The sequence below is a fragment of the Nocardiopsis protaetiae genome (assembly GCF_045446735.1).
Classification (GTDB): domain Bacteria; phylum Actinomycetota; class Actinomycetes; order Streptosporangiales; family Streptosporangiaceae; genus Nocardiopsis; species Nocardiopsis protaetiae.
In genome coordinates, this window is record NZ_JBJJBV010000038.1 from 13,309 (window position 1) to 34,550 (window position 21,242).

A 21,242-nucleotide genomic window follows, 5' to 3' on the forward strand; every position below is an offset into this window, starting at 1 on the left:
ATCGGGGGGAGTGGGGTCGGGGGGATGGGAGGGCGGGGTCATGGGCGTGGTTTTCCGGTCGGGGACGGGTATCCACGCTGATCAGCGAAGGTGGTTGTGGCCTGGGCCACATCCGGCGACGTCGTGACGTGAACTCTAGGTTTCGGCTCTGTTGAATGGCAAGCGATTGCCAAATGTTGCCGTCAGAAGGTAGGCAGGGGGCATGAGCTCCCCCCGACGCACCACCATCTACGACGTCGCCCGCGAGGCGGGCGTGGCCGCCTCCACCGTCTCCCGCGCCCTCAACAACCCCCGCCGGGTCAACCCCGCCACCCGCGAGCACGTCCTCGCCGTCGCCGAACGCCTGGGCTACCGGCCCGACCCGCTGGCCACCGCCCTGCAATCAGGGCACAAGGCGACGATCGCCATGCTGGTCCCCGACATCACCAACCCCCACTTCTTCGGCACCATCCGGGGCGCCGAGAAGCGCGCCAGCGAGGCCGGGCTGACCTTCATCCTCGCCAACACCGAGGAGTCGGCCGACAACGAGCGCAACCGGATCGAGCGCCTGTCCCGGTCCGTCGACGGGTTCGTCCTGGCCGCCAGCCGCATGCGGGAGGAGACCACCCGGGACCTGGCCCGCGAGTACAACCTCGTCCTGGTCAACCGGCAGATCGAGGGGCTGCCCAGCGCCGTGGTGGACAACGGGGCGGGCAGCCGCCAGATCGTCGAGCACCTGGCCTCCCTGGGACACCGGTCCCTGGTCTACCTCTCCGGCCCGCACCGCTCCTGGCCCGCCGCCCAGCGCTGGCGGGCGCTGCGCGCCGCGGCCGAGGCCCACGGCATGACCGCCCGCCGACTGGGCCCCTTCCCGCCCAGGGTGGAGGGCGGCGGGGTGGCCGCCGACGCCGGGCTGGGGGCGGGCGCCACCGCCCTGGTCGCCCACAACGACCTGCTCGCCATCGGCGTGCTCCGCCGCCTGGCCGAACGCGGCGTGCCCGTCCCCGACCAGGTCAGCGTGGTCGGCTACGACGACATCTTCGGCGCCGACCTGTGCGTCCCCGCCCTGACCACGGTCGCCGGACCGCACGAGGAGGCGGGCCGGGCCGCGGTCGAGCTCCTCACCCGCAAGGGCTCCCTGTCGCGCTCCCAGCCCGCCCCGCAGCAGGTGGTGCTCTCCTCCCACCTGGTCATCCGCCGCTCCACCGGCCCGGCCGCCCCCTGACCGGCCGCGCGGGGCCGTGCGCCAGGGGGCGCGGTTCAGCGGAGCCGGGCCTCCTCGTCGCCGAGCAGGTGGACGCCCAGGTCGGTGCGGCCGGGCAGGAGGTCCTCCCGCAGGGCGCGCGTGCCGCGGTAGTCGCCGTCCCGCAGGCGGCGGAACCGCTGGGCGGGCTCGGTGCCGACGGTCGCGAGCCGGTCGAGCAGCCGCCCGGTCTCCCGCTCCAGGCCGTCGGCGCCCAGGGAGTCGGCGTCGTGGACCACGTGCAGGTCGAGCACGTCGATGCCCACGTACCACAGGGTGCCGTGGGTGAGGGGGAACAGCAGGGAGTCGATGTCGCCGCTGATCCCGCGGCGGCCGATGGAGCGCTCGTCCTCCCCGGCGGTGACCACCACGAGGGCCCTGCGCCCGGCCAGGCCGCCGTCGCCGTAGCGGCGCGGCAGGCCGGACGCGGGATCGGAGTCGCCGTAGGCGAATCCGTAGGACAGCACCCGGTCGAACCAGCCCTTGAGGATCGCCGGCGGACCGTACCACCACAGCGGGAACTGCAACACCAGCAGCTCCGCGGCGGCGAGCTTGGCCTGCTCCTCCCGCAGGTCCGGGGGGAGCAGTCCGCGGGAGTACGCCTCCCCGTGCAGCACGGCGACGTTGCCCGGCCGGTCCGCCGCCCCGCCCAGGTCGCGCTCGGACAGCACCGGGTCGAAGCCCTGGGCGTACAGGTCCGAGGTCGCCACCTCGTACCGCTCGGTCAGGGCCTTGGTCCCGGCCTGGAAGAGGTGGTCGTTGAACGACGCGCGGCGCGGGTGCGCGTACACCCACAGGGCGCTGCCGGGTTCGGGGCTGTGGGAGATGGCCATGGGGTGCCTTTCCGGGTCGGAGCGGGGACGGGATCCGTCCGCGCTCCCAGTCAAGCCGCACCCATGAGACGGGTGAATAGCCTGACCGCTCGGATGAATACGCGAGCGTCTAGACTGGCGCCATGGACACTCTGAGCGAGGTGCTCGACCACATCCGGTCCTCCGGCGCGCTGGTCGGGCGGAACCTGATGTCCCCGCCCTGGTCGATCCGCTTCGACGAGAGCGCGTCGATGACCCTCGTGGCCATGCTGCGCGGCGACGGGTGGATCGTCCAGGAGGGGGCCGAGCCCGTGCGCCTGCCCCACCGCGACCTGGCGGTCGTCACGGGCCCGGCGCCGTTCGCCGTCACCAGCGACCCGGACGCGCCGATCGCGCCCTTCTACGTGGTGACCGAACAGGGGGTCTGCACCGACGGGGCGGGCAACGTGCTCGCAGAGGAGAGCATCTCCCTGGGCCTGCGGACCTGCGGCACCCGCCTGGACGCCGAGCACGCCCTGCTCACCGGCTCCTACACCGCGACCGGCCGGATCGCCGACCGCCTGCTGACCGCGCTGCCGCGCGTCCTCGTGGTCCCCGGCGAGCACCGGCGTTCGGCGCCCCTGGAACTCCTGGAGGCCGAGATCGCCCGCGACGCGCCCGGCCAGCAGGCGGTGCTCGACCGGCTGCTCGACCTGGTGCTGGTCGGCACCCTGCGGGACTGGTTCGCCCTCCCGGAGGCGTCCGCGCCCCGCTGGTACCGGGCCGCCGCCGACCCGGTCGTCGGCCCCGCCCTCAGCGCCATCCACGACGAGCCGGCCCGCCCCTGGGACGTGGGGGGTCTGGCGCGCGAGGCCGGGGTCTCGCGGGCGACCTTCGCCCGCCGGTTCGCCGACCTCATGGGGGAGCCGCCCATCTCCTACCTGACCGGCTGGCGCCTGTGCCTGGCCTCGGACCTGCTCCAGCGCACCGACGACACCATCGAGTCCATCGCCCGCCAGGTGGGGTACTCCAGCGCCTACGCGCTGAGCGCGGCCTTCACCCGCGAGTACGACGTCCGCCCGGGCCGCCACCGCGCCCTGTCCGCGGCATCGGCGCCGTAGCGCCGGGCCCGCCCGTGGTGCCGGGCCCGATCACCCGGGGTCGGGGGTCTCCGCGAGGGCGGCGAAGACGACGATGTTGTCCGTGTAGTGGCCGGTCGCGGCGTCGAAGCCGCCGCCGCAGGTGATGAGCCGCAGCTCGGGGCGCTCGGTGGCGCCGTAGACGTCCTCGGTCGGGAAGTCGTTCTTGGGGTGGCGCTCCACGGCGTAGACGGTGAACTCCACCACGGCGCCGTCGGCGCGTTCGACCGAGACGGTGTCCCGGTCCCGCAGCTCGCCCAGCCGGTGGAAGACGGCCGGCCCGGTCGGCGAGTCCAGGTGGCCCGCCAGGACCGCGGGTCCCCCCTGGCCGGGCGCGGCGCCCCGGGAGTACCACCCGACGGCCTCCCACTCCCGCGGGGCCTCCAGGCGGCGGTCGGGGGTGAGGCCGAGCTCGACCAGGTGCGAGGTGCGCAGGCCGATCGCCGGAGCGGTCAGCGCCATCGGGGCCGAACGCCCCAGCGCGGCGGGTGCCTCGGCCCGCGCCGAGGCGCTCGGCGGGGTCGGGCGCGCGGCATCGGGCGCGCTCACCTCCGCCACCGGCGGGGACGGCGCGTACTCCTGGCCCAGCCCCAGGGTCAGCAGCGCGACGCCGATGCCCGCGTACACGGCCGTGACCGCCGCGACACTGGAATTGCCGCGGCGGTCGGGACGGCTGTGACGGCCCATCAGCCGTCGTGCCCGGGCCTGCGGGCCAGGATCAGCCCGCCCGCGGCGGCCGCGACGAGGACGCCGCCACCGGTGAGCAGCCAGACGTTCGCCCCGCCGTCGGCGGTCCCGCCGGCACCGGTGTCGACACCGCCGACCGGGGTGTCCTCGTCCTCGGTCGAGTCGTCGGAGTCGTCCGAGGTGTCGGTTCCGTCCTCGGTGGTGTCGTCGGACTCGTCCGTACCGTCGGTCTCGTCCTCGGCGTCGTCCACCGGGTAGTCACCCGATTCGCAGCCGATGCCGTCATTGTCGGCATCGAAGCCGTGCGGGTCCCCCTCGCTGACCTCGAAGTCGCGCTCGGTGATCTCCGTGCAGTCCACATCCGGCGGCGGTGGCGGGACCGGGTCCTCGGCGAGGGCCGGTGCCGCGGTTCCCAGAGCCAGTGCGCCACCCAAGATCAGGGTCGCGGCAGCGGCCGTCACGGTACGGGTCGTGTCCATGTGTTCCCCTTGTGCTCCCGAGGAGACCGAAGCCCTGTGCCCCGGCCTCCGATGCGGCTGGAAAATCCGACATAAAGCAACAAACGAGGGGAAATTGCTTTTGCCCTGGCCGCCGAAAAGCCAAACTTTGTCGACAAACGGCATGGCCCGGTCGGTGGAATGCTCCACCGTGCGCGCCGTTATGCTCGCCCCCGTGGACGAGATCACGGTGGTGCGCGACGGCTCCGGGCCGGAGGTCCTGCTGGTGCACGGTGGTGCCGGGCCGCGGACGACCTGGGGCGCCCTCGCCCCGCTGGCCGACCGCTGGACACTGGCCCACGTCCACCGCCGCGGCCACCCGCCGAGCCCACCGCCCCGGAAGGGCCAGGACTTCGAGGTCGACGCCCGGGACCTGGCGCCGCTGCTCGCCGGCCGCCCGCACGTGGTCGCCCACTCCTACGGCGTTCTCGGAACCCTGATCGTGGCCGCCGCCGCCCCGGGCGGAGCGCGCTCGCTCACCCTGATCGAGCCGCCACTCCACCACCTCGTCCCCGACGACCCCGAGGTGGCGCGGTTCGACCGCATCGGCGAGGCGGTCCTCACCCGCGGGATGGACGCGGACCCGGCCGAGCTGCGCGAGTTCCTCCGCCTCGTGGGCGCGCCCGTCGGCGATGGCCCCCTCCCCGGGCAGGTGGCCGCCGTCGTCCGGCGGGCGCACGGCAGCCGGCCCACCGGCCGGGCACGCCCGCGGCTCGACGCGATCCGGGACGCGGGCGTCCCGGTGCTCGTCGCCTCCGGTGGCCACGCGGCCGTGTTCGAGCGGATCTGCGACGCCCTCGCGGACGCGCTCGGCGGCGAGCGCACCGTGCACCCGGGCGCCGGCCACTTCGTCGCCGCCGCCCCGGGCTTCACCGAACGGCTGGAGGCCTTCCTGCGCGAGAGCGGCGCGTGAGGTGGTTCCGGTGGAAGGCCTCCGGGAGCGGAGGGGCGTTCAGGAGGCCTTGGCGCGGTAGGTGACCATCGCGAGGGCGTAGGCGGTGACGAGGATGCCCGTGCACCAGGCCAGGGCGGTCCAGAGGTCCCCGGCCGGTCGCCCCGACAGCAGGTCGCGGAGGGTGTCGACGATGGAGGTCACCGGCTGGTGCTCGGCGAACCAGCGCACCGGGCCGGGCATGGTCTCGGTGGGCACGAACGCCGAGCTGACGAACGGCAGGAAGATCAGCGGGTAGGAGAACGCGCTCGCGCCCTCCACCGACGTCGCCGACAGGCCCGGGATCACGGCGATCCAGGTCAGGGCCAGGGTGAACAGGACCAGGATGCCCGCGACGGCGAGCCAGGCCCAAGGCCCGGCCTCCGAGCGGAAGCCCATGAGCAGGGCCGCGACCACGACCACCGCCAACGAGACCAGGTTGGCGGTGAGCGAGGTCAGCACGTGCGCCCACAGCACGCCCGACCGGGCGATCGGCATGGACTGGAACCGCTCGAAGATCCCGCCCCGCATGTCCGTGAAGAGCCGGAACGCGGTGTAGGCGATGCCCGAGGCGACGGTGATCAGCAGGATGCCGGGCAGCATGTAGTTCACGTACGGCCCCGGCCCGGTGTCGATGGCGCCGCCGAACACGTACACGAACATCAGCATCATGGCGATGGGCATGACCGCGGTCGTGATGATCGTGTCCGGGCTGCGGGTGACGTGGCGCAGGGTCCGCCCGGTGAGGGCGGCGGTGTCGCCGAGGAAGTGTGTCGCCATGGCCGTGTCCCCTACTCCGCGTCCGCTCCGGTGCGGCGGTCGCCGCCACCGGTGCTGTCGGTGTCGCCGACGACGGCGAAGAAGATCTCCTCCAGGGTCGGCTGCTTCTCCACGTATTCGGCCCTCGCGGGCGGCAGCAGCCCCTTGAGCTCGTCCAGGGTGCCGTCGGTGATGATCCGCCCCCGGTGCAGGATCGCGATCCGGTCGGCCAGCTGCTCGGCCTCCTCCAGGTACTGCGTCGTGAGCAGCACCGTCGTGCCGTTGTCGGCCAGGCCCCTGACGGTCTCCCACACCTCGACGCGCGCCCGCGGGTCGAGCCCGGTCGTCGGCTCGTCCAGGAAGACCACCGGCGGGTCCCCGACGAGGCTCATCGCGATGTCCAGGCGGCGGCGCATGCCGCCGGAGTAGGTCGACACCCGCCGCCCGCCCGCGTCGGTCAGCGAGAAGCGGGCGAGCAGGCCGTCGGCGATCGCACCCGGGTCCCGGAGGTGGCGCAGCCGGGCGACCAGGACGAGGTTCTCCCGCCCGGTGAGGATCTCGTCCACCGCCGCGAACTGCCCGGTCAGGCTGATGGACTCCCGCACCCGCGCGGGTCGGGCGGCGACGTCGAAGCCGTTGACCTCGGCCGTCCCGGCGTCGGCCCTGAGCAGGGTGGACAGGATCCTCACGACCGTGGTCTTGCCCGCCCCGTTGGAGCCGAGCAGGGCGAAGATCCCGCCGCGTTCCACGTCGAAGTCCACCCCGCGCAGCACCGGCAGGTCCTTGAAGGACTTCTCCAGGCCGCGCAGGCGGATCGCCGGGGTTCCTCGCGTCTTCATCAGGGGGAGCCCTCTTCCTTTCCGGTGTCTTCTCCGGCGGCGCGTTCGATGGCCCTGTTCAGCCGGTCCCGCTCCTTCTTGATCCACTGGCCCTCCGCGTAATTCGCCAGGAACGCCTCGGCGAATTCCACGGGGTCCTCTCCGACGATGTCGCGAACGGGCGTCCCGTTCGCCGCGCTCTGCTCGAACAGGTCGATGAGGTCGTCCGCCATCGTCACCAGGACGTCCCCCTTCGTGATCGACCCGAAGTACATCAGGTACCGGTCGAGCGCCTCGATCGCCGCGCGGTAGTTCTCGGGGAGCTGTTTCACACGCTCCTTGTACCGCCGATACCGCCTCTTCTCCTCGAACGACCCGGTGACCTTCTCGATCCATTCCGCCGCCATGGCTATCGGCCCCCTTCTCGGAGCTGTTCGATCCTCTCCGCGAGGAAACTCCAGTTCCTCCAGAATTCTTCGAGGTATTCCCGCCCCTGGGAATTGAGCGAGTACACCTTGCGCGGCGGCCCCTTCTCGGACGGGACCTTCTCCACGTCGACGAGGCCGCGCCGCTCGAACCTGACGAGCAGCGCGTAGACGGTGCCCTCGGCGATGTCGGTGAAGCCCTGCCCCCGCAGCCACGCCGTGATCTCGTAGCCGTACGCGGGCCGGTCGGCCAGGACCGCCAGGACGATGCCCTCCAGGGTCCCCTTGAGCATCTCCGTCGCCTGCCTGCCCACGGATCACCTCCTCTTGCTACTCATTGCCGCTGAGTACCACTGCATAGTACTGCTGAGTACCGGTACATAGCAACACTGAATACCCGGGGTGCGGAGAACCACCGCGGCCCACGGCGCACCGCCCCGGAAGCGCCGCCCCGGAAGCGGAGCCTCCCGCCGGTCTCGGGCAGACTCGGTGGAACGGCCTCCCCGTTCGCGCACGCGTTCGCGGCGAGCACGCCCCGATCGGGGAACGGGAGGTATCACGCCACCGACGGACGGAGCCAGGACCCGATGCGCATCTCTCTGCTCGACCGCTCACGGACGCGCAGCGGCGAGTCCGACGCGGAGGCGATCGCCACGACCGTCGAGAGGGCGGTCCGCGCGGAGGAACTGGGCTTCCACCGGTTCTGGACCGCCGAGCACCACGCGGTCCCGGGCATCGCCGCCGCGGCCCCCACCGTCCTGCTCGCGGCGATCGGGGCCCGCACCCGCCGCATCCGCCTCGGCACGGGCGGGGTCATGGTCCCCAACCACAACCCGCTGGTGGTCGCCGAGCAGGCGCTGCTGCTGGAAGCGCTCTACCCCGGCCGGATCGACCTGGGGCTGGGCGGCTCGCTCGGTTTCACCGCCCCGATCCGGCGCGCGCTCGGGCGCACCGCCCTGGGCGAGGGCGAGTACCCGGCCGAGGTCGAGGAGGTCCGGCGGTACCTGGACGGGCGGGCCGAGATCACCCCCAGGCCCCGCGTGGAGCCTCCGCCGGTGTTCCTGCTCGCCGTCCGGGGCGGACTCGCCCTCGCCGCCGAACTCGGGCTCCCGGCCGTGGTCGGCGGCCCGCTCCTGCGCGATGCCGACCGCCTGGACGCCTACTTCCGGGACTTCCGGCCGGGCCCGGCCGGCTCCGCCCCCTACCTGGTGGCGAACGTCGACATCTCCGTCGCGGAGACCCCCGAGCGCGCCCGCGACCTGCTGCTCCCCGAGGCCTGGGCGTACGCGGACTCGCGCGAGGTCGGTGAGTTCCGCGCGCTCCGCCCGGTCGAGGAGGTGCGGCGCCTGCTCGACGGAACGAGCCGCGCGAAGAAGCTCCGGGCGGTCGACGACTGGATGGACGGTGCGATCGCCGGAACCCCGGAGCAGGTGGAGGACGCGATCACCGACCTCTTCGACCGGACCGGTGCCTCCGAGATCCTCGCGAACGTCAGCACCTACGACCGCAAGGAGGTCGGGAGCACCGACGCGTTCCTCGCCTCGCTCTGGACCCCGTAGCGGTCCCGGCGGGGACGCGCCACCGCGTTGGCGAGGACACGGCGACGCGCCGTTCCGGGGGAGTCGTAGGGCCCCGGGAACGACGACCAAGGCCCCGGTACGCCGGCCGCCGGCGGGGCAGGATGAGAACAGGGGATACGTGGACCCGGAGCGGGTGTTCGCGTGCGGGAGCGGACCGAGTGGACGGTCCCGCGCCGACCGCCGTCCGGGTCGGGACGGTGAGGGGGCCTGTGATGCACACCGTGCGCGACGTCATGACGACCGAGGTCTTCTCGGTCACCGGGGACACCGGCTACCGGGAGGTCGCCGAGGCGCTGATCTCCCACGAGGTGAGCGCCCTGCCCGTGACCGACGGGGAGGGGCACGTGGTCGGTGTGGTCTCGGAGGGGGACCTGCTCCACAAGGAGGAGTTCGCCGGAGGCGACTACGATCCGCCCCTGCGCGCCCGGCTGCGGGCCCTGCTGGGTTCGGGGGGAGGCGCGGGCGACAAGGCCTCGGCCAGGGACGCGCGGGAGCTGATGACCGGCCCCGCCGTCACGGTGGCCCCCGACGCGTCCGTGGTCCTCGCCGCGAGGTCGATGGAGCGGCACGGCGTCGAGCAGCTGCCGGTGGTGGACGGGGCCGGGCGCCTGCTCGGGATCGTGGGCAGGCGGGATCTGCTGTCGGTGTTCCTCCGGGAGGACGACGACATCGCCGAGGAGGTCCGGAAGGCCGTCGGGGAGGTCGTGCGGGAGCCCGCCGTCGCGGTCGAGGACGGCGTGGTGAGCCTGTCGGGAACGGCGGAGCACCGCAGCGACGTGGAGAGGACGATCCGGCGCGTCGGTCGGATCGAAGGCGTGGTGGCCGTCGACTCGGCGCTGCGCTGGCGCGTCGACGACGTCGTACCCGAGTACGTGCGGTGGCGGTCCGGGACGCCCTGAGAACCCGGAGAGCGGAGGCCGTTCCCGAGGAGGGCCCGCGCCATCGGGCTCCGCATCCGACCGCTCCGGACCGCCGGGGCGGCGGGCCTCCGGCCTGCCGGATCCCCACCGCCCCTGACAACCTCGCAGAGCGCCACCGCACGCAGGCCCGGACCGCCACCACCGACCCGGCGGAGATCGGGTCCCGCACGGGCGGCTCAGCGGCGGGTGATCCAGCCGGCCCCGGTGACCCGCGCGATCGCGTCGGGGATGGCGGTGCCGCGGAAGCCGATCCGGTCGGCCAGGGGGCGGACGAGGCCGGGAACGCGGGCGGCGAGCGCGTTCGTCCAGGTGGGGACGATCAGGTTCGAGCGCCGCTCGATGCCGGTGACGACGGAGTCCACGACCGTTTCGAGCGGGATCATCTTCCACAGCCCGCTCTTGTTGCCTCCCCACAGGGTGGTGCCGGCGGGGTCGGCGTGGACGTCGTCCATCATCGGGGTCCCGAAGAAGGTGGGGTGGGCGCTCCCCACCCCGACGCCGTGGTGGCGCAGTTCGAGCCGGGTGGCGTCGCACAGCGCCCACACACCGGCCTCGGAGGCGACGTAGGGGCCGTTGAGCGGTGAGTGCACGAAGGCGGCCATCGAGGAGACCGCGAGCAGGTAGCCCTTGGTCCGCCCGACGTGCGGCAGCGCGGCGCGGAAGGTGCGCCGGATCAGCCGCGCTCGGCGGCGCGGCGGCTCTCGATCTGGCGGATCAGGTCGTGGGTGGTCCGGTCCCGGCCGATCAGGGCGTCGGTCAGCGGGTTGACGATGCCGCGCAGGGCCGAGACGCCTGCCCACCAGCGCGGCGCGAACATGCGCGGTGCCCGTGTCCGCAGGCCCCGGACGAGTCCGGCGGCAACGACCTCGGGCTCGGAGAAGGTGCCGAGCGGCCCACGGAAGGCGTGGTCGAACAGCCGATTGACCAGCTCGTCGTCCTGGGTGGAACGGGTGATCGCGGTCTTGGTCCAGCTGGGATACAGAACACCGGCCGAGGCGTCGTGCGGGGCGAGTTCGGCGCGCAGACTGCGGGCCGGCATCTCGACTCCGGCCTTGGACACGCCGTAGGCGGAATTGAGCAGCGCGTTGAGGAACGAGTACCCCGACCCCGTGATCACGACCTGGCCCCTGTTCCCGACGATCTGGGCCAGTGCGGGCTTGATGGTACGGACGACGCCGAGCAGGTCGACCTCGATGACCCGCTCGTAGGCGGTCAGGTCCGCGGTCGCGAGCGTCACGGGGGGATCGTTGCCGATGCCGGCGTTGGCCCACACGACATCGAGTCGGCCGAACTCCTCGACGGTCGCCTCGACGGCGGCGTTCATCTGGTCGACGTCGGTGACGTCCGCGGCGAACGCAAGCGAGCTTCCGGTCGGCAGCTGCGCGGCGAGCGCGGCGACGGCGTCGCCGGAGAGGTCGATGAGGGTCACCTTGGCGCCCCCGGCGACGAGCATGCGTGCGCCGGCGGCGCCGATGCCACCGGCGGCGCCGGTGATGAGAACGGTCTTGCCGGACAGGTCGTATCTGGACATGGGATCTTCACTTTCGGTGAACGGGCACGTGGCGGGCGAGGAAGTCGAGCTGGTCGGTGACGTTGCGCTCGAAGTCCTCGCCGACGTAGATGTCGAAGTGGCCGGCGTCGTAGAGCTTGACCTCGCCCTTCGGGGCCCGGGCGGCGTGCCTCTGGGTGGGCCCGGGCGGCGCGACGGTGTCGCGTTCGCAGACGGCGAAGAGGATCGGGCAGTCGACGTCGCGCGTCCGGCGGCCGGGGAAGTGCCGGGCGATGTCGAGTGCGAAGCGCGCGGTCACCTCCTTGGGGACGTGCCGCCCCTCCGGGATGAGCGCGGTGACACCGGCGGCGCTGTCGGGCGCGGACATGAGCGAGGTCGATCCGGGCGGTCCGTAGCTCGGGACCATGACCGGCGGCCGTCCGAGCCGGGCCCCGACGGCGTCGCGCAGTGCGAGGGCGGTGACCTTGGCCGAGCTCACGGGCGGGATGGCGAACGCCGAGGCGAACCCGTCGGTGAACGGGCACTGCGCGATCGCGGCGGCGACGCGCTCGTCCCGGGCGGCCGTGATGATCACGTGCCCGCCGCCGAACGAGGTCCCCCACACCACGACCCGGTCGGGGTCGACCCCGTCGAGGGTGCGTGCGTGGGAGACCGCGGAGCGCCAGTCCTCCAGCTGCCTCTGGATGTCGAGCAGCTGGCGCGGCTCGCCCGAGCTCGCGCCGAAGTGCCGGTAGTCGAAGACCAGGCACGCGTAGCCGGCCGCGGTGAACCGCTCGGCGAAGGCGTCGAGGCGCATCTCCTTCACGCCGGCCAGGCCGTGGGCCATCACGATCACGGGCCGGGGCCCGTCCGCCGAGTGCTTCTCGGGTGTGTAGAGCCAGGCTGCGCAGGTCCCGTCACCGGACGGGAAGGTCACGTCGGTTCGCGTCATGGGACGATCATATGGAAGGACTTCTAAATATGGAAGTGCTTCCAATGGTGGAGTGGGTTACGCTGCAATGGTGACTCCATCACCCAAGACGCCGACCCGGACACAGCGCCGTGCCGCCGCCAACCGCCGGCTGGTGGTCGACGCCGCACGGGAGATCGTCGCCACCGAAGGCGTCCCCGCCCTGACCCTGGAGGCGGTCGCCGACCGCGCCGACGTGGCGATCCAGACCATCTACAACCGGGTCGGCGGCCGGTCGGCACTGCTGACCGCGGTGGCCGAACAGGCCATGGAGGAGAGCCGGGTCTACATGGACGCCGCCTACTCCGCCGACGGCGGCGTGGAGGAGCGGATGCTCCTGGCCGCGGCCGCCTACGCGCGGTTCGCGCGCGAGCGGCCGCACGAGTTCCGCATCCTGGTCGAGCCCCCCGACGAGCCCGACGCGGTGGCGCGGATCGCCGAGCTGACCCGGGAGCAGAACGCCAGGCTCGCGGAGGTGATCCGCGACGGCATCGCGAGCGGACTCGTCCGCCCCGACCTCGACCCCGACGACCTGGCGACGGTCTTCTGGGCCACGATGAACGGCCTGCTCGCCCTGGCCTGGCGCCCCGGCGCCCTCCGGACGGGCGCCGAGGACCTGGGGCGGATGATCGACACCTACACCGCCACCGTCGCCGACGGCCTCCGCGTCAGGGGCACCGCCTGAGTCTCGCCTGAGTCCCGCCGGGGGAGCGCCCGCGGCGCCGGCGCCGGCCGGGTCCGGGACGGTGAACGCGTCGGAGCCGCCGGGTCCGGGCACGACCGGCTCGACGCCGAGCCCTCACCGCGCGGGATCGGCGGCGGGCGGCTCCGCCGCCCGCCCTTCGTCGGGGGCGGCCTCCGCGGCACCGACGTGCCGCAGCATCACCGCGGTGGCCGCGGCCAGGGCGAGGACGACCGCCGCGCCCGCCCAGCCCGCCGCGTTCAGGCCCGCGACGAACGCCTCCCGCGCCTGCTCGAACACCGGGGCGGGGATCTCCCCGGCGACCGAGGCGGCCCCGGACAGGCTGGTCTCCACCGTCCGCGCGGTGTCCTCCGGGAGGCCGGCGAGCACCCGGGCGTCCATCCTGCCGCTGTAGACCGCGGCGGACAGGCTGCCGACCACGGCGATCCCGGCCGCCAGGCCGAGCTCCTGGACGGTCTCCGACAGCGCCGAGGCCGAACCGGCCTTCTCCGGGGGAGCGGCGCCCACCACCAGGTCGGTGCCCAGCGCCGCGATCGCGCCCAGCCCCAGGTACACCAGGGAGAACGCCAGGACCACCGGGAGCGGCCCGCCGGACACCCCCACCAGGCCCAGCAGCACGTAGCCCGCGGAGGACAGCGCCAGCACCCCCGCCACCACGAACCCCGGGCGGATCCACCGGGTCAGGACCGGTGCGAGGACCGAGGAGAGCATCATCAGCAGCGCGGGCGGCCCGTACCACAGGCCCGCCTCCAGGGGTGGGAGACCCACGATGAGCTGGAGGTACTGGGTGGTGAGGAACATGGTCCCGCCGACCCCCACCAGGCCGACGAGCATCATCCCCAGGGCGACGCCGAACGCCCGGTTCCCGAAGAGCGCCATGTCGAGCAGCGGGCTCTCCAGGGCGAGTTGGCGGCGGACGAAGACGACCGCGAAGGCTGCTCCGACCGCCGCAGCGGCGAGGCCCGGCAGGCCCGGCCCCTCCTCGGCGACCTCCTTGACCGCGTAGACGACCGGCAGGATGGCCAGCAGCGACAGCAGCACGCTGGGCGGGTCGAACCGGCCGCTCCGCGGGGCGCGGTACTCGGGCAGCAGGAACGGGGCCAGCACCAGCATCAGGCCGATCACCGGCACGGCCACCAGGAAGGCCGCACCCCACCAGAAGTACTGGAGCAGCACACCCCCGACCAGCGGACCGGCCGCCATGCCCCCGGCGAAGAACGTCGCCCACAGGCCGATGGCCAGCGCCCGTTGGCGGGGGTCCCGGAACAGGGTGCTGATCAGCGCGAGCGTCGAGGGCATGAGCGTCGCCCCGGCCACCCCCAGCGCCGCCCGGGCGGCGATGAGCACCTCGGCCGTGGGCGCGTAGGCGGCCGCGACCGACGCGGCGGCGAAGGCGACGCCGCCGACCATCAGCAGGCGTCGTCGGCCGATCCGGTCGCCGAGCGTGCCCATCGTGATGAGGAACCCCGCGATGAGGAAGCCGTAGGCGTCCACGATCCACAGCTCCTGGGCGCCGCTGGGGCCCAGGTCCGCGGCCAGGGAGGGCAGGGCCAGGTGCAGGACGGTGAGGTCCAGCCCCAGCAGGACGGTCGGCAGGGCCAGGACGGCCAGGCCCGCCCACTGCGCCGGACCTGCCCTGCCACTGCTCGGGTGGGTCATGTGCGGACTCCTCTCGCTGCGCCATCGGAACGGCTCCAGCCTGGGAGGGGCCGCGCACGCGGCACGCACGCGTCTCGCACGGGACGCGGGGGCGCCGGGGCAACCAGGGCGTTGGGGCGTGCACGGGGCGCCGGGCCCCGCGGGCACGGCCTTGTATCCTCGGGGCATGCGTTTCAGGGTGCTCGGCCCACTCACCGCCCGGGACTCCGACGGCGACCCGGTACCGATCACCGAGACGAAGGTCCGGGCCGTGCTCGCCGCCCTGCTGGTCCATCCCGGCCGCCCCGTCTCCGCCGAACGGCTCGTCGAGCACCTGTGGGCGGGCCGTCCGCCCGGCCGGCCCCTCAACACCCTCCAGACCAAGATCTCCCAGCTGCGCGGGGCCCTGGGCGCCGACCGCGTCCTGCGCTCCCCGGCCGGGTACCGGCTCCGGGTCGAGGACGGCGAACTCGACGCGGACCGGTTCCGGCGGGCGGTGGAGGAGGCGGAGCGGACCGGCGACCCCGCCGCCCGCGCCCGGCTCCTCACTGAGGCGCTGGGGCTGTGGCGCGGACCGGCCTTCGCGGACTTCGCCGACGCCGTGTTCGTCCGCGCCGAGGCCGAGCGCCTGGAGGAGCTGCGGGCCGAGGCCGCCGAGCAGCTCGCCCAGGCGCACCTGGAGACGGGCGAGGCGGCCAGGGCCGTCGCCGTGCTGCGGGAGCCGGTCGGGGCGCACCCGTTCCGGGAACGGCTGCACGGCCTGTACATGCTGGCCCTGTCCCGGGCGGGGCGGCAGGAGGACGCCCTCCAGGTCTTCCACGACCTGCGCGCCCGGCTCGACGACCGGTCGGGGGTCGACCCCGGCCCGGCGGTGAGCGCGCTGTACACCTCGATCCTGCGCCAGGAACCGGAGTCGGTCGCGCCGCCGCGGGCCGCGGACCGCCCGCGGAGCAACCTGCCCGCCCCGCCGACGGCGCTCATCGGCCGCGAGTCCGAGACCGCGCACGTCCGCGGACTGCTCACCGGCCCCGGGACGGGCCGCCTGGTGACCCTGACCGGCCCCGGCGGCGTGGGCAAGACCCGCCTGGCCGTCGACGTCGCGCGGTCGCTGACGGGGGAGTTCCGCGAGGGCGCGTGGATCGTGGAGCTGGCCGGGCTGGACCGCGGGGCCACGACCGCGGACGTGGCCGAACGCGTCATCACGACGCTGGGCCTGTGCGCGGGGGTCACCGACTCCACGTTCGACCTGGTGGAGTGGCTCCGCGGGGCCCTGTCCCGGTGGCGGGCGCTCCTGGTCCTGGACAACTGCGAGCACGTGGTCGCCCGGGTCGCGGACCTGGCCGGGGCACTGCTGTCCGCCGACGGGGTACGCCTCGTGGTGACTACCCAGGAGCCGCTCGACGTGCCCGGGGAGACCGTCGTCCCCCTCGCCCCGCTCACCCTCCCCTCGGCCGTCGGCGACCCGCGGGAGATGACCGGGTCCTCCGGCGCGGTACGGCTCTTCGTGGAGCGGGCCCGGGCCGCGTCCCCCGGGTTCGAGCTGACCGCGCAGAACGCCGCCGACGTCGCAGCCATCTGCCGCCGCCTGGACGGGATCCCCCTGGCCGTCGAACTGGTCGCCGCCCGGGTGCGCGGGCTCACCACCGCGCGGATCGCCGCCGGGCTGGACGACCGCTTCACCCTGCCCACCGGGCCGGGACGCGGACGCCCCACCCGGCAGCAGACCCTGCGGTCGATGATCGACTGGAGCTGGAACCTGCTGGAGGAGGACGAGCGCGGGATCCTGCGCCGACTGGCGGTGCACCGGGACGGGTGCACGCCCGACGGGGCCCTGGCCGTCTGCGCCGACGGGCACGACGTGCTCGGCACGTTGTCCTGCCTGGTCGACCGCTCGCTCCTGGTGCGCGAGGGGGAGCGGTACCGGCTGCTGGAGTCGGTCGCGGCCTACTGCGCCGAACGGCTGGCCGAGGCGGGCGAGCTGGAGGAGACGCGCCGCGCGTTCGTCGCCTTCCACGTTCGGGAGGCCGAGCGCCGGGACCCGCTGCTGCGGGGCGCCCGGCAGCGCGAGGCCCTGGAGTGGTTCGACGAGGAGACCGTCAACCTGCGCCACGCGCTGGAGTCGGCGGTGCGCGCGCAGGACACCGACGCCGCGCTGCGGCTGGTCAACGCGCTGGCGTGGTACTGGCGGCTGCGCAGCCGGACGGCCGAGGCGCGGCGCTCCTTCGAGTCCGCGCTGCGGCTCCCGGGCGGGCCGCCCGCCGCCCGCTCCTTCGCCCGGGGCTGGTCGGCGGCCCTGGCGGGGCGCCCCCACCGCGAGGACACCCCCGCGGGGGAGAGGGGCCTGCGCCTGCTCTGGTTCGCGGGGGCCGTGGCCTGTCACGGCGGTGACCGGGAGGCCGGAAACGTCCTCGTGAAGGAGGCGCTCACCCGGGCCCGGTCGGCCGGCGACCGCTGGGTGGAGGCCGCCGCCCTGGCGGAGCGCGCCGGCCACCTCCTCGACGACGGCGACGTGCCCGCCGCGCGCTCCGACGCCCGGCGCGCCGCCGGGATCTTCCGCGACCTGGGAGACCGCTGGGGCCTGCTGCGTGCGAACACGGCGCTGGCCCGGGCGGCCCGGGACGCCCCCGACCCCGGAATCGCCGACCTCCTGGAGGAGGACCTGCGGGCCGCCGAGGAACGGGGCCTGTGGGTCGACGTCATCGAGACGCTGGAGCGCCTGGGCCGGATGTCGCAGGCCTGCGGCGAGCACTCCCGGGCGAGGACCTTCCGCGAACGGGCGCGCCGGGTCGCCGAGGAGCGCTCCTACGCCCCCGGTCTGCCGGAGTCCGGCGCCCGCCTTCCGGCGAACAGCGCTGTCGACCACCCCGCACCCGACCCCGCACAGGCCTGAGAACCGGGACGCCCGTGCCCACCCCCGCCGCCCGCTCGGGTCAGAGGGCGAGCATCACCTTGGTGGCGCGGCGCTCGTCCATGGCCCTGTAGCCCTCGGCGGCGTCCTCGATCGGCAGGGTGAGGTCGAAGACCGCGCCCGGGGCGATCTGATCGGTCATGATGAGGTCGATCGGCTCGGACAGGAACCGGCGCACCGGCGCGGGCCCGCCAGGTCATCACTTCCGCGGCCCGCGAGGGAGTCCCGGTCGATGGGGGTACCGGCAGGGACTCCCGGGGCCGGACCCCGCCGCCTAGGGTCGAGACCGTGACCCGACCACACGGCCGACCTGCGGGACCGACCACCCACGGAGGAGCACCATGGCACTCGTCCTCGTCACCGGCGCGTCCACAGGCCTGGGCCTGGCCACCGCGAACGAGCTGGCCGACGCCGGGCACGACGTCGTGCTGCACGCCCGCAACGCCGGCCGCCTCACCGACCGAGGCGTTCGCGACAAGGTCCGCGAACTCGCCTACGGCGACCTCTCCGACCTCGACCAGACCGCCCGCCTGGCCGAGCGGGCCGACGGCATCGGCCGGTTCGACGCGGTCGTCCACAACGCGGGCGTCATCGACGGACCCTCGGTGTTCGCCGTCAACACCGTCGCCCCGTACGTGCTCACCGCGCTGATGACCCCGCCGGGCCGGACCATCGTCCTGAGCAGCTCCATGCACACCACGGGCTCAGCGGATCTCGACACGGTCGACTTCTCCCGCCCCGACAATCGGCGCCGCCCCTACGACGACTCCAAGCTCTACGTCACCGCGTTCGCGCTGGCCCTGGCCCGGATCCGTCCCGGCGTCCTGGCCCATGCGGTCGACCCAGGGTGGGTGCCCACCCGGATGGGCGGCCCCGCCGCCCCTGACAGCCTCGACGAGGGCCACCACACGCAGGTCTGGCTCGCCACCGCCGACCCGGCGGAGATCGATCCCCGCACGGGCGGCTACTGGTACCACCGGACCCCGCGGCGCCCGCACCGCGCGGCCCTCGACACCGTGTTCCAGGACGCACTCCTGTCCAGGCTCCACGCCCACACCGGCATCCCCCTCCAGCCCGACCCGGCCCCCGCCTGAACACCTGAGCCCCGCCGGGGGAGCGCCCACGGCGCCGGTGTCCCTGAGGCTCGAAGGGGAAGTCAGGTTCGCGGAGTCGATCGGGCGGTTCCCTGCCCGGTCGGCCGGGTGCGGGTGTCGTGCCGGGCCAGGTGCACCGACTCCAGTACCTCGGTGACCGCGGCGGTGGGCAGGGGGAGTCAACGGCCGGAGCGCTTCACATAGGTGGGGGTGCGGAACTCCACGTGTGCTTTGACGGCGGGAGGGCGGGCCGCCAGGCGGACGTAGGGCTCGGTGCGGTGGCCGTCCGGTGAGCACTGGCAAGGTGCGCGAACCGAGGCGCAGTGTTGTTCCGGCGGGCGGGAAGGCGGGGTGTTCGGGGGTGCGGGAATCGTCCAGGAGGCCCAGGACGAGCCGGTGGCCGTTGAGGGCGGCGGCGAAGGATTTGACCGGGGCGGTGTGGTCGGTGGTGGGGGTGTGAGTGTCCACTGTGTGGGCACGTGGCCTTCGGGACGGGTGCCGTGGAGCCATCGGGTGCGCGGTTCGGTGCCGCCTTGTGCGCAGCAAGCTAGCAGCGTTGGCGGCGCGGTGTGTCCGGAAGACGGGGAAGCGTGACCGGTAGCGGTAAGTGGGGTGGTTGACGGCCAGGGATCGGGTAAGGATGGTGGAAGGCGTCGCCGACTCCGGCTGAGGGGCAGGGGCGTGTACACAGAATCTCGTTCTGTTTCGAAAACCCCGAGTTACGTGCGTGGTGTTATCGCTGGTCAGAGGCTCGCGTGTGTGAAAAGTGGCACGGGTTGCGGAGTGAAAGGCGTTGGAGAGGGGTGTCGCGTGCAGAGGGGTGCATTGTCGCAGTTCACGACCCTTGAAAACAGGTAAGGGTCCGGCAGGCCTATAAAGCCCATAGGGCATGGAAACTCGGCGAACCAAGTGGCCGCAATGCCCGTAAGGGATGTCCGGCAGGCCTATAAGGCCCGTAGGGCATGGAAACCCAGAGGCCCACCCGCTTGACATCCTCCACGTGGTCCGACAGGGGTAAAGCCCGTAGGGCATGGAAACTACGGTCAGGCGGCATCTCTACCGCCAACGCGCGGGGCACCCGGTTATGAAAGGGTGCTTCGGTCGCCGGGAGGGCATGGTGGGTGATCTGCTGTGTCGTGTCGCGGACAGCGAGCGATTGTTTGCCGCCTGGAACGAGGTCCGAGACGACGACCTCGACGACGGAGTGAAGTCAGAGCAGGTCCGCGAGTTCGAGCGCAACGCCCTGCGCAACTTGTCGGAGCTCAGCGAGCACCTGGGCGCGGGTGAGTACCCGCCCGGGCCGGTGGTCGTGATCGAGGTCCCCAAGGCTTCGGGCGGTACCCGGCTGCTCGCGATCCCCGCGGTGTGGGACCGGATCGTGCTGGAGGTGGTCGAACCGTTCCTGGACCCGGTGCTGTCCTCGCGGGTGCTTCGCCTGCCGGTCCGGGCTGGGGGTCGATGACGCGATCCGTGCGCGTATCCGGGCACGGGAGGCCGGGGCGGGGTGGGTGATGCGCGCCGACATTGCGGACTGCTTTGAGCGCATCCCCCGCTGGCCGGTGATCACCCGGGTCAGGGAGCTGGTGCCCGACGCCGATCCGTGCCTGCTCCTCCAGTCCGTGTTGCCACGGGCCCGGCCGCGGGGCGGGTGCGGGCCGGTCGCCGTCAGGGGCGGGGGTTGCACCAGGACAGTGCGCTGTCCCCAGCGCTCACCGACCTGTACCTGGACGCCTTCGACAAGGCCATGCTCGGGCGCGGCCGTCAGGTGTTGCGGTATGCCGATGACGTCGCGATCCCCGCCGAGTCCCGGGCCGATGCCGAACAGGCCCTGCTGGCAACAGGTGAGGTGTTGGAGGAGTGGGGGTTGGAGCTCAACGCCGCCACGTCACAGATCGGGTCCTTCGACGGATGTCGGTCCATGCGGGGTGTCGCCGGTGGCCTGTTCGGCGCTCCGACCTCTTCTGCTCATCACGGAGCGGTTTCGCCTCTGCCCGGAGCCTGGTGAGAGGCCGACCCGGACCGCCGGCCACCTCTGGCAGGGCGGTAGAGGCCATCCGGTGGTTGACGGCATCTTTTTATTGCAAATCGTGCCAAAAGGGATTCACGGTGTACATCCTGGCGTACATCCAGAAAAATGTTTGCAGGGTGGGGCGCCTGGTGTATAAAGATGACTGTTGCCGCTGTTCCTCGGCTTGCTCGAATGCGGAGGGGGTCGGGCTGGTGTTCTTCATCGGAGGAACCTGTCCGGATGTCCGGATCGGTTCATGTAGGGATGGTCGGCGAATTTCCGTGCGTGTTCTGGGCGCTGTCCCCTGAGTGGCCCGATGTGCTCTTTGATCTAAAGAGCGGGCTCGGCTGAAGGTTCTTGTGGAGTTCCCTGTGTGAAAATGGTGGCGGATCGCACTGCCATGTTTTTCGGAGAACTCCCGTGTTGTCTCCCATGGAATTCGTTGCTTTTTCTGCCCTGGTGTTCGACGTCCCCGAAAGTGTGGTGGCGATCGGCGCCTCGGGAAGGTGGGTCAGTGAGCCTTTTTCATCCTGAAGGTGCAGGTCACAGCCCCGTACCGGTCTCCCTGAAGCCCTTCTGAACAGCAAGAAGCCCCTGGTAGATGGATTAACGACCAAGAAAACCCGCCCCACCAGAGGCTCCACATGCTGTTCTACCGTGCCG

Annotated in this window: 21 protein-coding genes and 1 pseudogene; 10 read left to right on the top strand and 12 right to left on the bottom strand. The window is 73.0% G+C overall.

The features are described 5' to 3' along the window. The first annotated feature begins 202 nt into the window (after window positions 1–202). Window positions 203–1,204: a LacI family DNA-binding transcriptional regulator gene (locus tag ACJOT3_RS08890; protein ID WP_406970753.1), complete on the top strand. Its 1,002-nt coding sequence runs from the start codon at window positions 203–205 to the stop codon at window positions 1,202–1,204. Window positions 1,205–1,239: 35 nt separating this feature from the next. Here the strand turns inward: ACJOT3_RS08890 and ACJOT3_RS08895 are convergent, their stop codons facing one another. After that, window positions 1,240–2,055 (bottom strand): NAD(P)H-dependent oxidoreductase, encoded by an 816-nt coding sequence (locus ACJOT3_RS08895; RefSeq protein ID WP_406970755.1) that lies wholly within the window; start codon window positions 2,053–2,055, stop codon window positions 1,240–1,242. A gap of 122 nt (window positions 2,056–2,177) precedes the next feature. On the opposite strand from ACJOT3_RS08895, the gene ACJOT3_RS08900 reads away from it, so the two are divergent. Further along, window positions 2,178–3,134, top strand: coding sequence for an AraC family transcriptional regulator (locus ACJOT3_RS08900; RefSeq protein WP_406970757.1), 957 nt, complete (start codon window positions 2,178–2,180; stop codon window positions 3,132–3,134). A 30-nt stretch (window positions 3,135–3,164) separates the two neighbouring features. On the opposite strand, the gene ACJOT3_RS08905 is transcribed toward ACJOT3_RS08900, so the two are convergent. After that, window positions 3,165–3,839, bottom strand: a complete 675-nt coding sequence (locus ACJOT3_RS08905) for a class F sortase (RefSeq protein ID WP_406970759.1) — start codon at window positions 3,837–3,839, stop codon at window positions 3,165–3,167. Continuing rightward, a complete protein-coding gene (locus ACJOT3_RS08910; protein WP_406970761.1) occupies window positions 3,839–4,318 on the bottom strand; it encodes a GVDTG sorting domain-containing protein in 480 nt (159 codons plus the stop codon). The genes ACJOT3_RS08905 and ACJOT3_RS08910 overlap by 1 nt, the downstream gene beginning before the upstream one ends. A 193-nt stretch (window positions 4,319–4,511) precedes the next feature. Here ACJOT3_RS08910 and ACJOT3_RS08915 point away from each other — a divergent pair, with 193 nt between their 5' ends. Next, complete coding sequence (locus ACJOT3_RS08915) at window positions 4,512–5,249, top strand: alpha/beta fold hydrolase (RefSeq protein ID WP_406970763.1); 738 nt, start codon at window positions 4,512–4,514, stop codon at window positions 5,247–5,249. A gap of 39 nt (window positions 5,250–5,288) precedes the next feature. On the opposite strand, the gene ACJOT3_RS08920 is transcribed toward ACJOT3_RS08915, so the two are convergent. From ACJOT3_RS08920 to ACJOT3_RS08935, 4 genes are read right to left on the bottom strand one after another with little or no spacing between them, the layout of a single operon-like run. Further along, window positions 5,289–6,047 carry an ABC transporter permease gene (locus ACJOT3_RS08920; RefSeq protein WP_406970765.1) on the bottom strand — a complete coding sequence of 253 codons (759 nt, stop codon included), beginning with the start codon at window positions 6,045–6,047 and terminating at the stop codon, window positions 5,289–5,291. An 11-nt stretch (window positions 6,048–6,058) separates the two neighbouring features. After that, on the bottom strand, window positions 6,059–6,865 hold the full coding sequence (locus ACJOT3_RS08925) for an ABC transporter ATP-binding protein (protein WP_406970767.1): 807 nt from the start codon (window positions 6,863–6,865) through the stop codon (window positions 6,059–6,061). Further along, window positions 6,865–7,251 (bottom strand): DUF1048 domain-containing protein, encoded by a 387-nt coding sequence (locus tag ACJOT3_RS08930; RefSeq protein ID WP_406970769.1) that lies wholly within the window; start codon window positions 7,249–7,251, stop codon window positions 6,865–6,867. Before ACJOT3_RS08930 ends, ACJOT3_RS08925 begins: the two co-directional genes overlap by 1 nt. Before the next feature lie 2 nt (window positions 7,252–7,253). Next, window positions 7,254–7,583 carry a PadR family transcriptional regulator gene (locus tag ACJOT3_RS08935; RefSeq protein ID WP_406970771.1) on the bottom strand — a complete coding sequence of 110 codons (330 nt, stop codon included), beginning with the start codon at window positions 7,581–7,583 and terminating at the stop codon, window positions 7,254–7,256. Window positions 7,584–7,856: 273 nt separating this feature from the next. On the opposite strand from ACJOT3_RS08935, the gene ACJOT3_RS08940 reads away from it, so the two are divergent. Together ACJOT3_RS08940 and ACJOT3_RS08945 are read left to right on the top strand one after the other, a co-directional pair. Further along, entirely contained in the window at window positions 7,857–8,828 is a 972-nt protein-coding gene (locus tag ACJOT3_RS08940; protein ID WP_406970773.1) for an MsnO8 family LLM class oxidoreductase, read from the top strand. A gap of 233 nt (window positions 8,829–9,061) precedes the next feature. Then, entirely contained in the window at window positions 9,062–9,748 is a 687-nt protein-coding gene (locus tag ACJOT3_RS08945; protein WP_406970775.1) for a CBS domain-containing protein, read from the top strand. Window positions 9,749–9,945: 197 nt separating this feature from the next. On the opposite strand, the gene ACJOT3_RS08950 is transcribed toward ACJOT3_RS08945, so the two are convergent. From ACJOT3_RS08950 to ACJOT3_RS08960, 3 genes are read right to left on the bottom strand one after another with little or no spacing between them, the layout of a single operon-like run. After that, on the bottom strand, window positions 9,946–10,446 hold the full coding sequence (locus ACJOT3_RS08950) for an SDR family NAD(P)-dependent oxidoreductase (protein ID WP_406970795.1): 501 nt from the start codon (window positions 10,444–10,446) through the stop codon (window positions 9,946–9,948). Continuing rightward, window positions 10,443–11,300 carry an SDR family NAD(P)-dependent oxidoreductase gene (locus ACJOT3_RS08955; protein ID WP_406970777.1) on the bottom strand — a complete coding sequence of 286 codons (858 nt, stop codon included), beginning with the start codon at window positions 11,298–11,300 and terminating at the stop codon, window positions 10,443–10,445. The genes ACJOT3_RS08950 and ACJOT3_RS08955 overlap by 4 nt, the downstream gene beginning before the upstream one ends. Window positions 11,301–11,307: 7 nt before the next feature. Continuing rightward, window positions 11,308–12,210, bottom strand: a complete 903-nt coding sequence (locus ACJOT3_RS08960) for an alpha/beta hydrolase (RefSeq protein ID WP_406970779.1) — start codon at window positions 12,208–12,210, stop codon at window positions 11,308–11,310. A 70-nt stretch (window positions 12,211–12,280) separates the two neighbouring features. Between ACJOT3_RS08960 and ACJOT3_RS08965 the strand changes: the two genes are divergently transcribed. Continuing rightward, window positions 12,281–12,913, top strand: a complete 633-nt coding sequence (locus ACJOT3_RS08965; protein ID WP_406970781.1) for a TetR/AcrR family transcriptional regulator — start codon at window positions 12,281–12,283, stop codon at window positions 12,911–12,913. A gap of 114 nt (window positions 12,914–13,027) precedes the next feature. On the opposite strand, the gene ACJOT3_RS08970 is transcribed toward ACJOT3_RS08965, so the two are convergent. Beyond that, on the bottom strand, window positions 13,028–14,590 hold the full coding sequence (locus ACJOT3_RS08970) for an MFS transporter (RefSeq protein WP_406970783.1): 1,563 nt from the start codon (window positions 14,588–14,590) through the stop codon (window positions 13,028–13,030). A 166-nt stretch (window positions 14,591–14,756) separates the two neighbouring features. Between ACJOT3_RS08970 and ACJOT3_RS08975 the strand changes: the two genes are divergently transcribed. Next, window positions 14,757–17,459 carry an AfsR/SARP family transcriptional regulator gene (locus ACJOT3_RS08975; RefSeq protein WP_406970785.1) on the top strand — a complete coding sequence of 901 codons (2,703 nt, stop codon included), beginning with the start codon at window positions 14,757–14,759 and terminating at the stop codon, window positions 17,457–17,459. A 40-nt stretch (window positions 17,460–17,499) separates the two neighbouring features. Here ACJOT3_RS08975 and ACJOT3_RS08980 read toward each other — a convergent pair. Further along, a pseudogene (locus tag ACJOT3_RS08980) lies at window positions 17,500–17,670 on the bottom strand (IMP dehydrogenase); the annotation flags it as partial. 148 nt (window positions 17,671–17,818) lie between these two features. Here ACJOT3_RS08980 and ACJOT3_RS08985 point away from each other — a divergent pair. The 3 genes from ACJOT3_RS08985 (at window position 17,819) to ACJOT3_RS08995 (ending at window position 20,576) form a co-directional block, all read left to right on the top strand. Beyond that, window positions 17,819–18,571 (top strand): SDR family NAD(P)-dependent oxidoreductase, encoded by a 753-nt coding sequence (locus ACJOT3_RS08985; RefSeq protein WP_406970787.1) that lies wholly within the window; start codon window positions 17,819–17,821, stop codon window positions 18,569–18,571. A 1,114-nt stretch (window positions 18,572–19,685) separates the two neighbouring features. After that, window positions 19,686–20,033 carry a hypothetical protein gene (locus ACJOT3_RS08990; RefSeq protein ID WP_406970789.1) on the top strand — a complete coding sequence of 116 codons (348 nt, stop codon included), beginning with the start codon at window positions 19,686–19,688 and terminating at the stop codon, window positions 20,031–20,033. 186 nt (window positions 20,034–20,219) lie between these two features. After that, window positions 20,220–20,576: a reverse transcriptase domain-containing protein gene (locus ACJOT3_RS08995; RefSeq protein ID WP_406970791.1), complete on the top strand. Its 357-nt coding sequence runs from the start codon at window positions 20,220–20,222 to the stop codon at window positions 20,574–20,576. Window positions 20,577–21,242 lie beyond the last annotated feature (666 nt).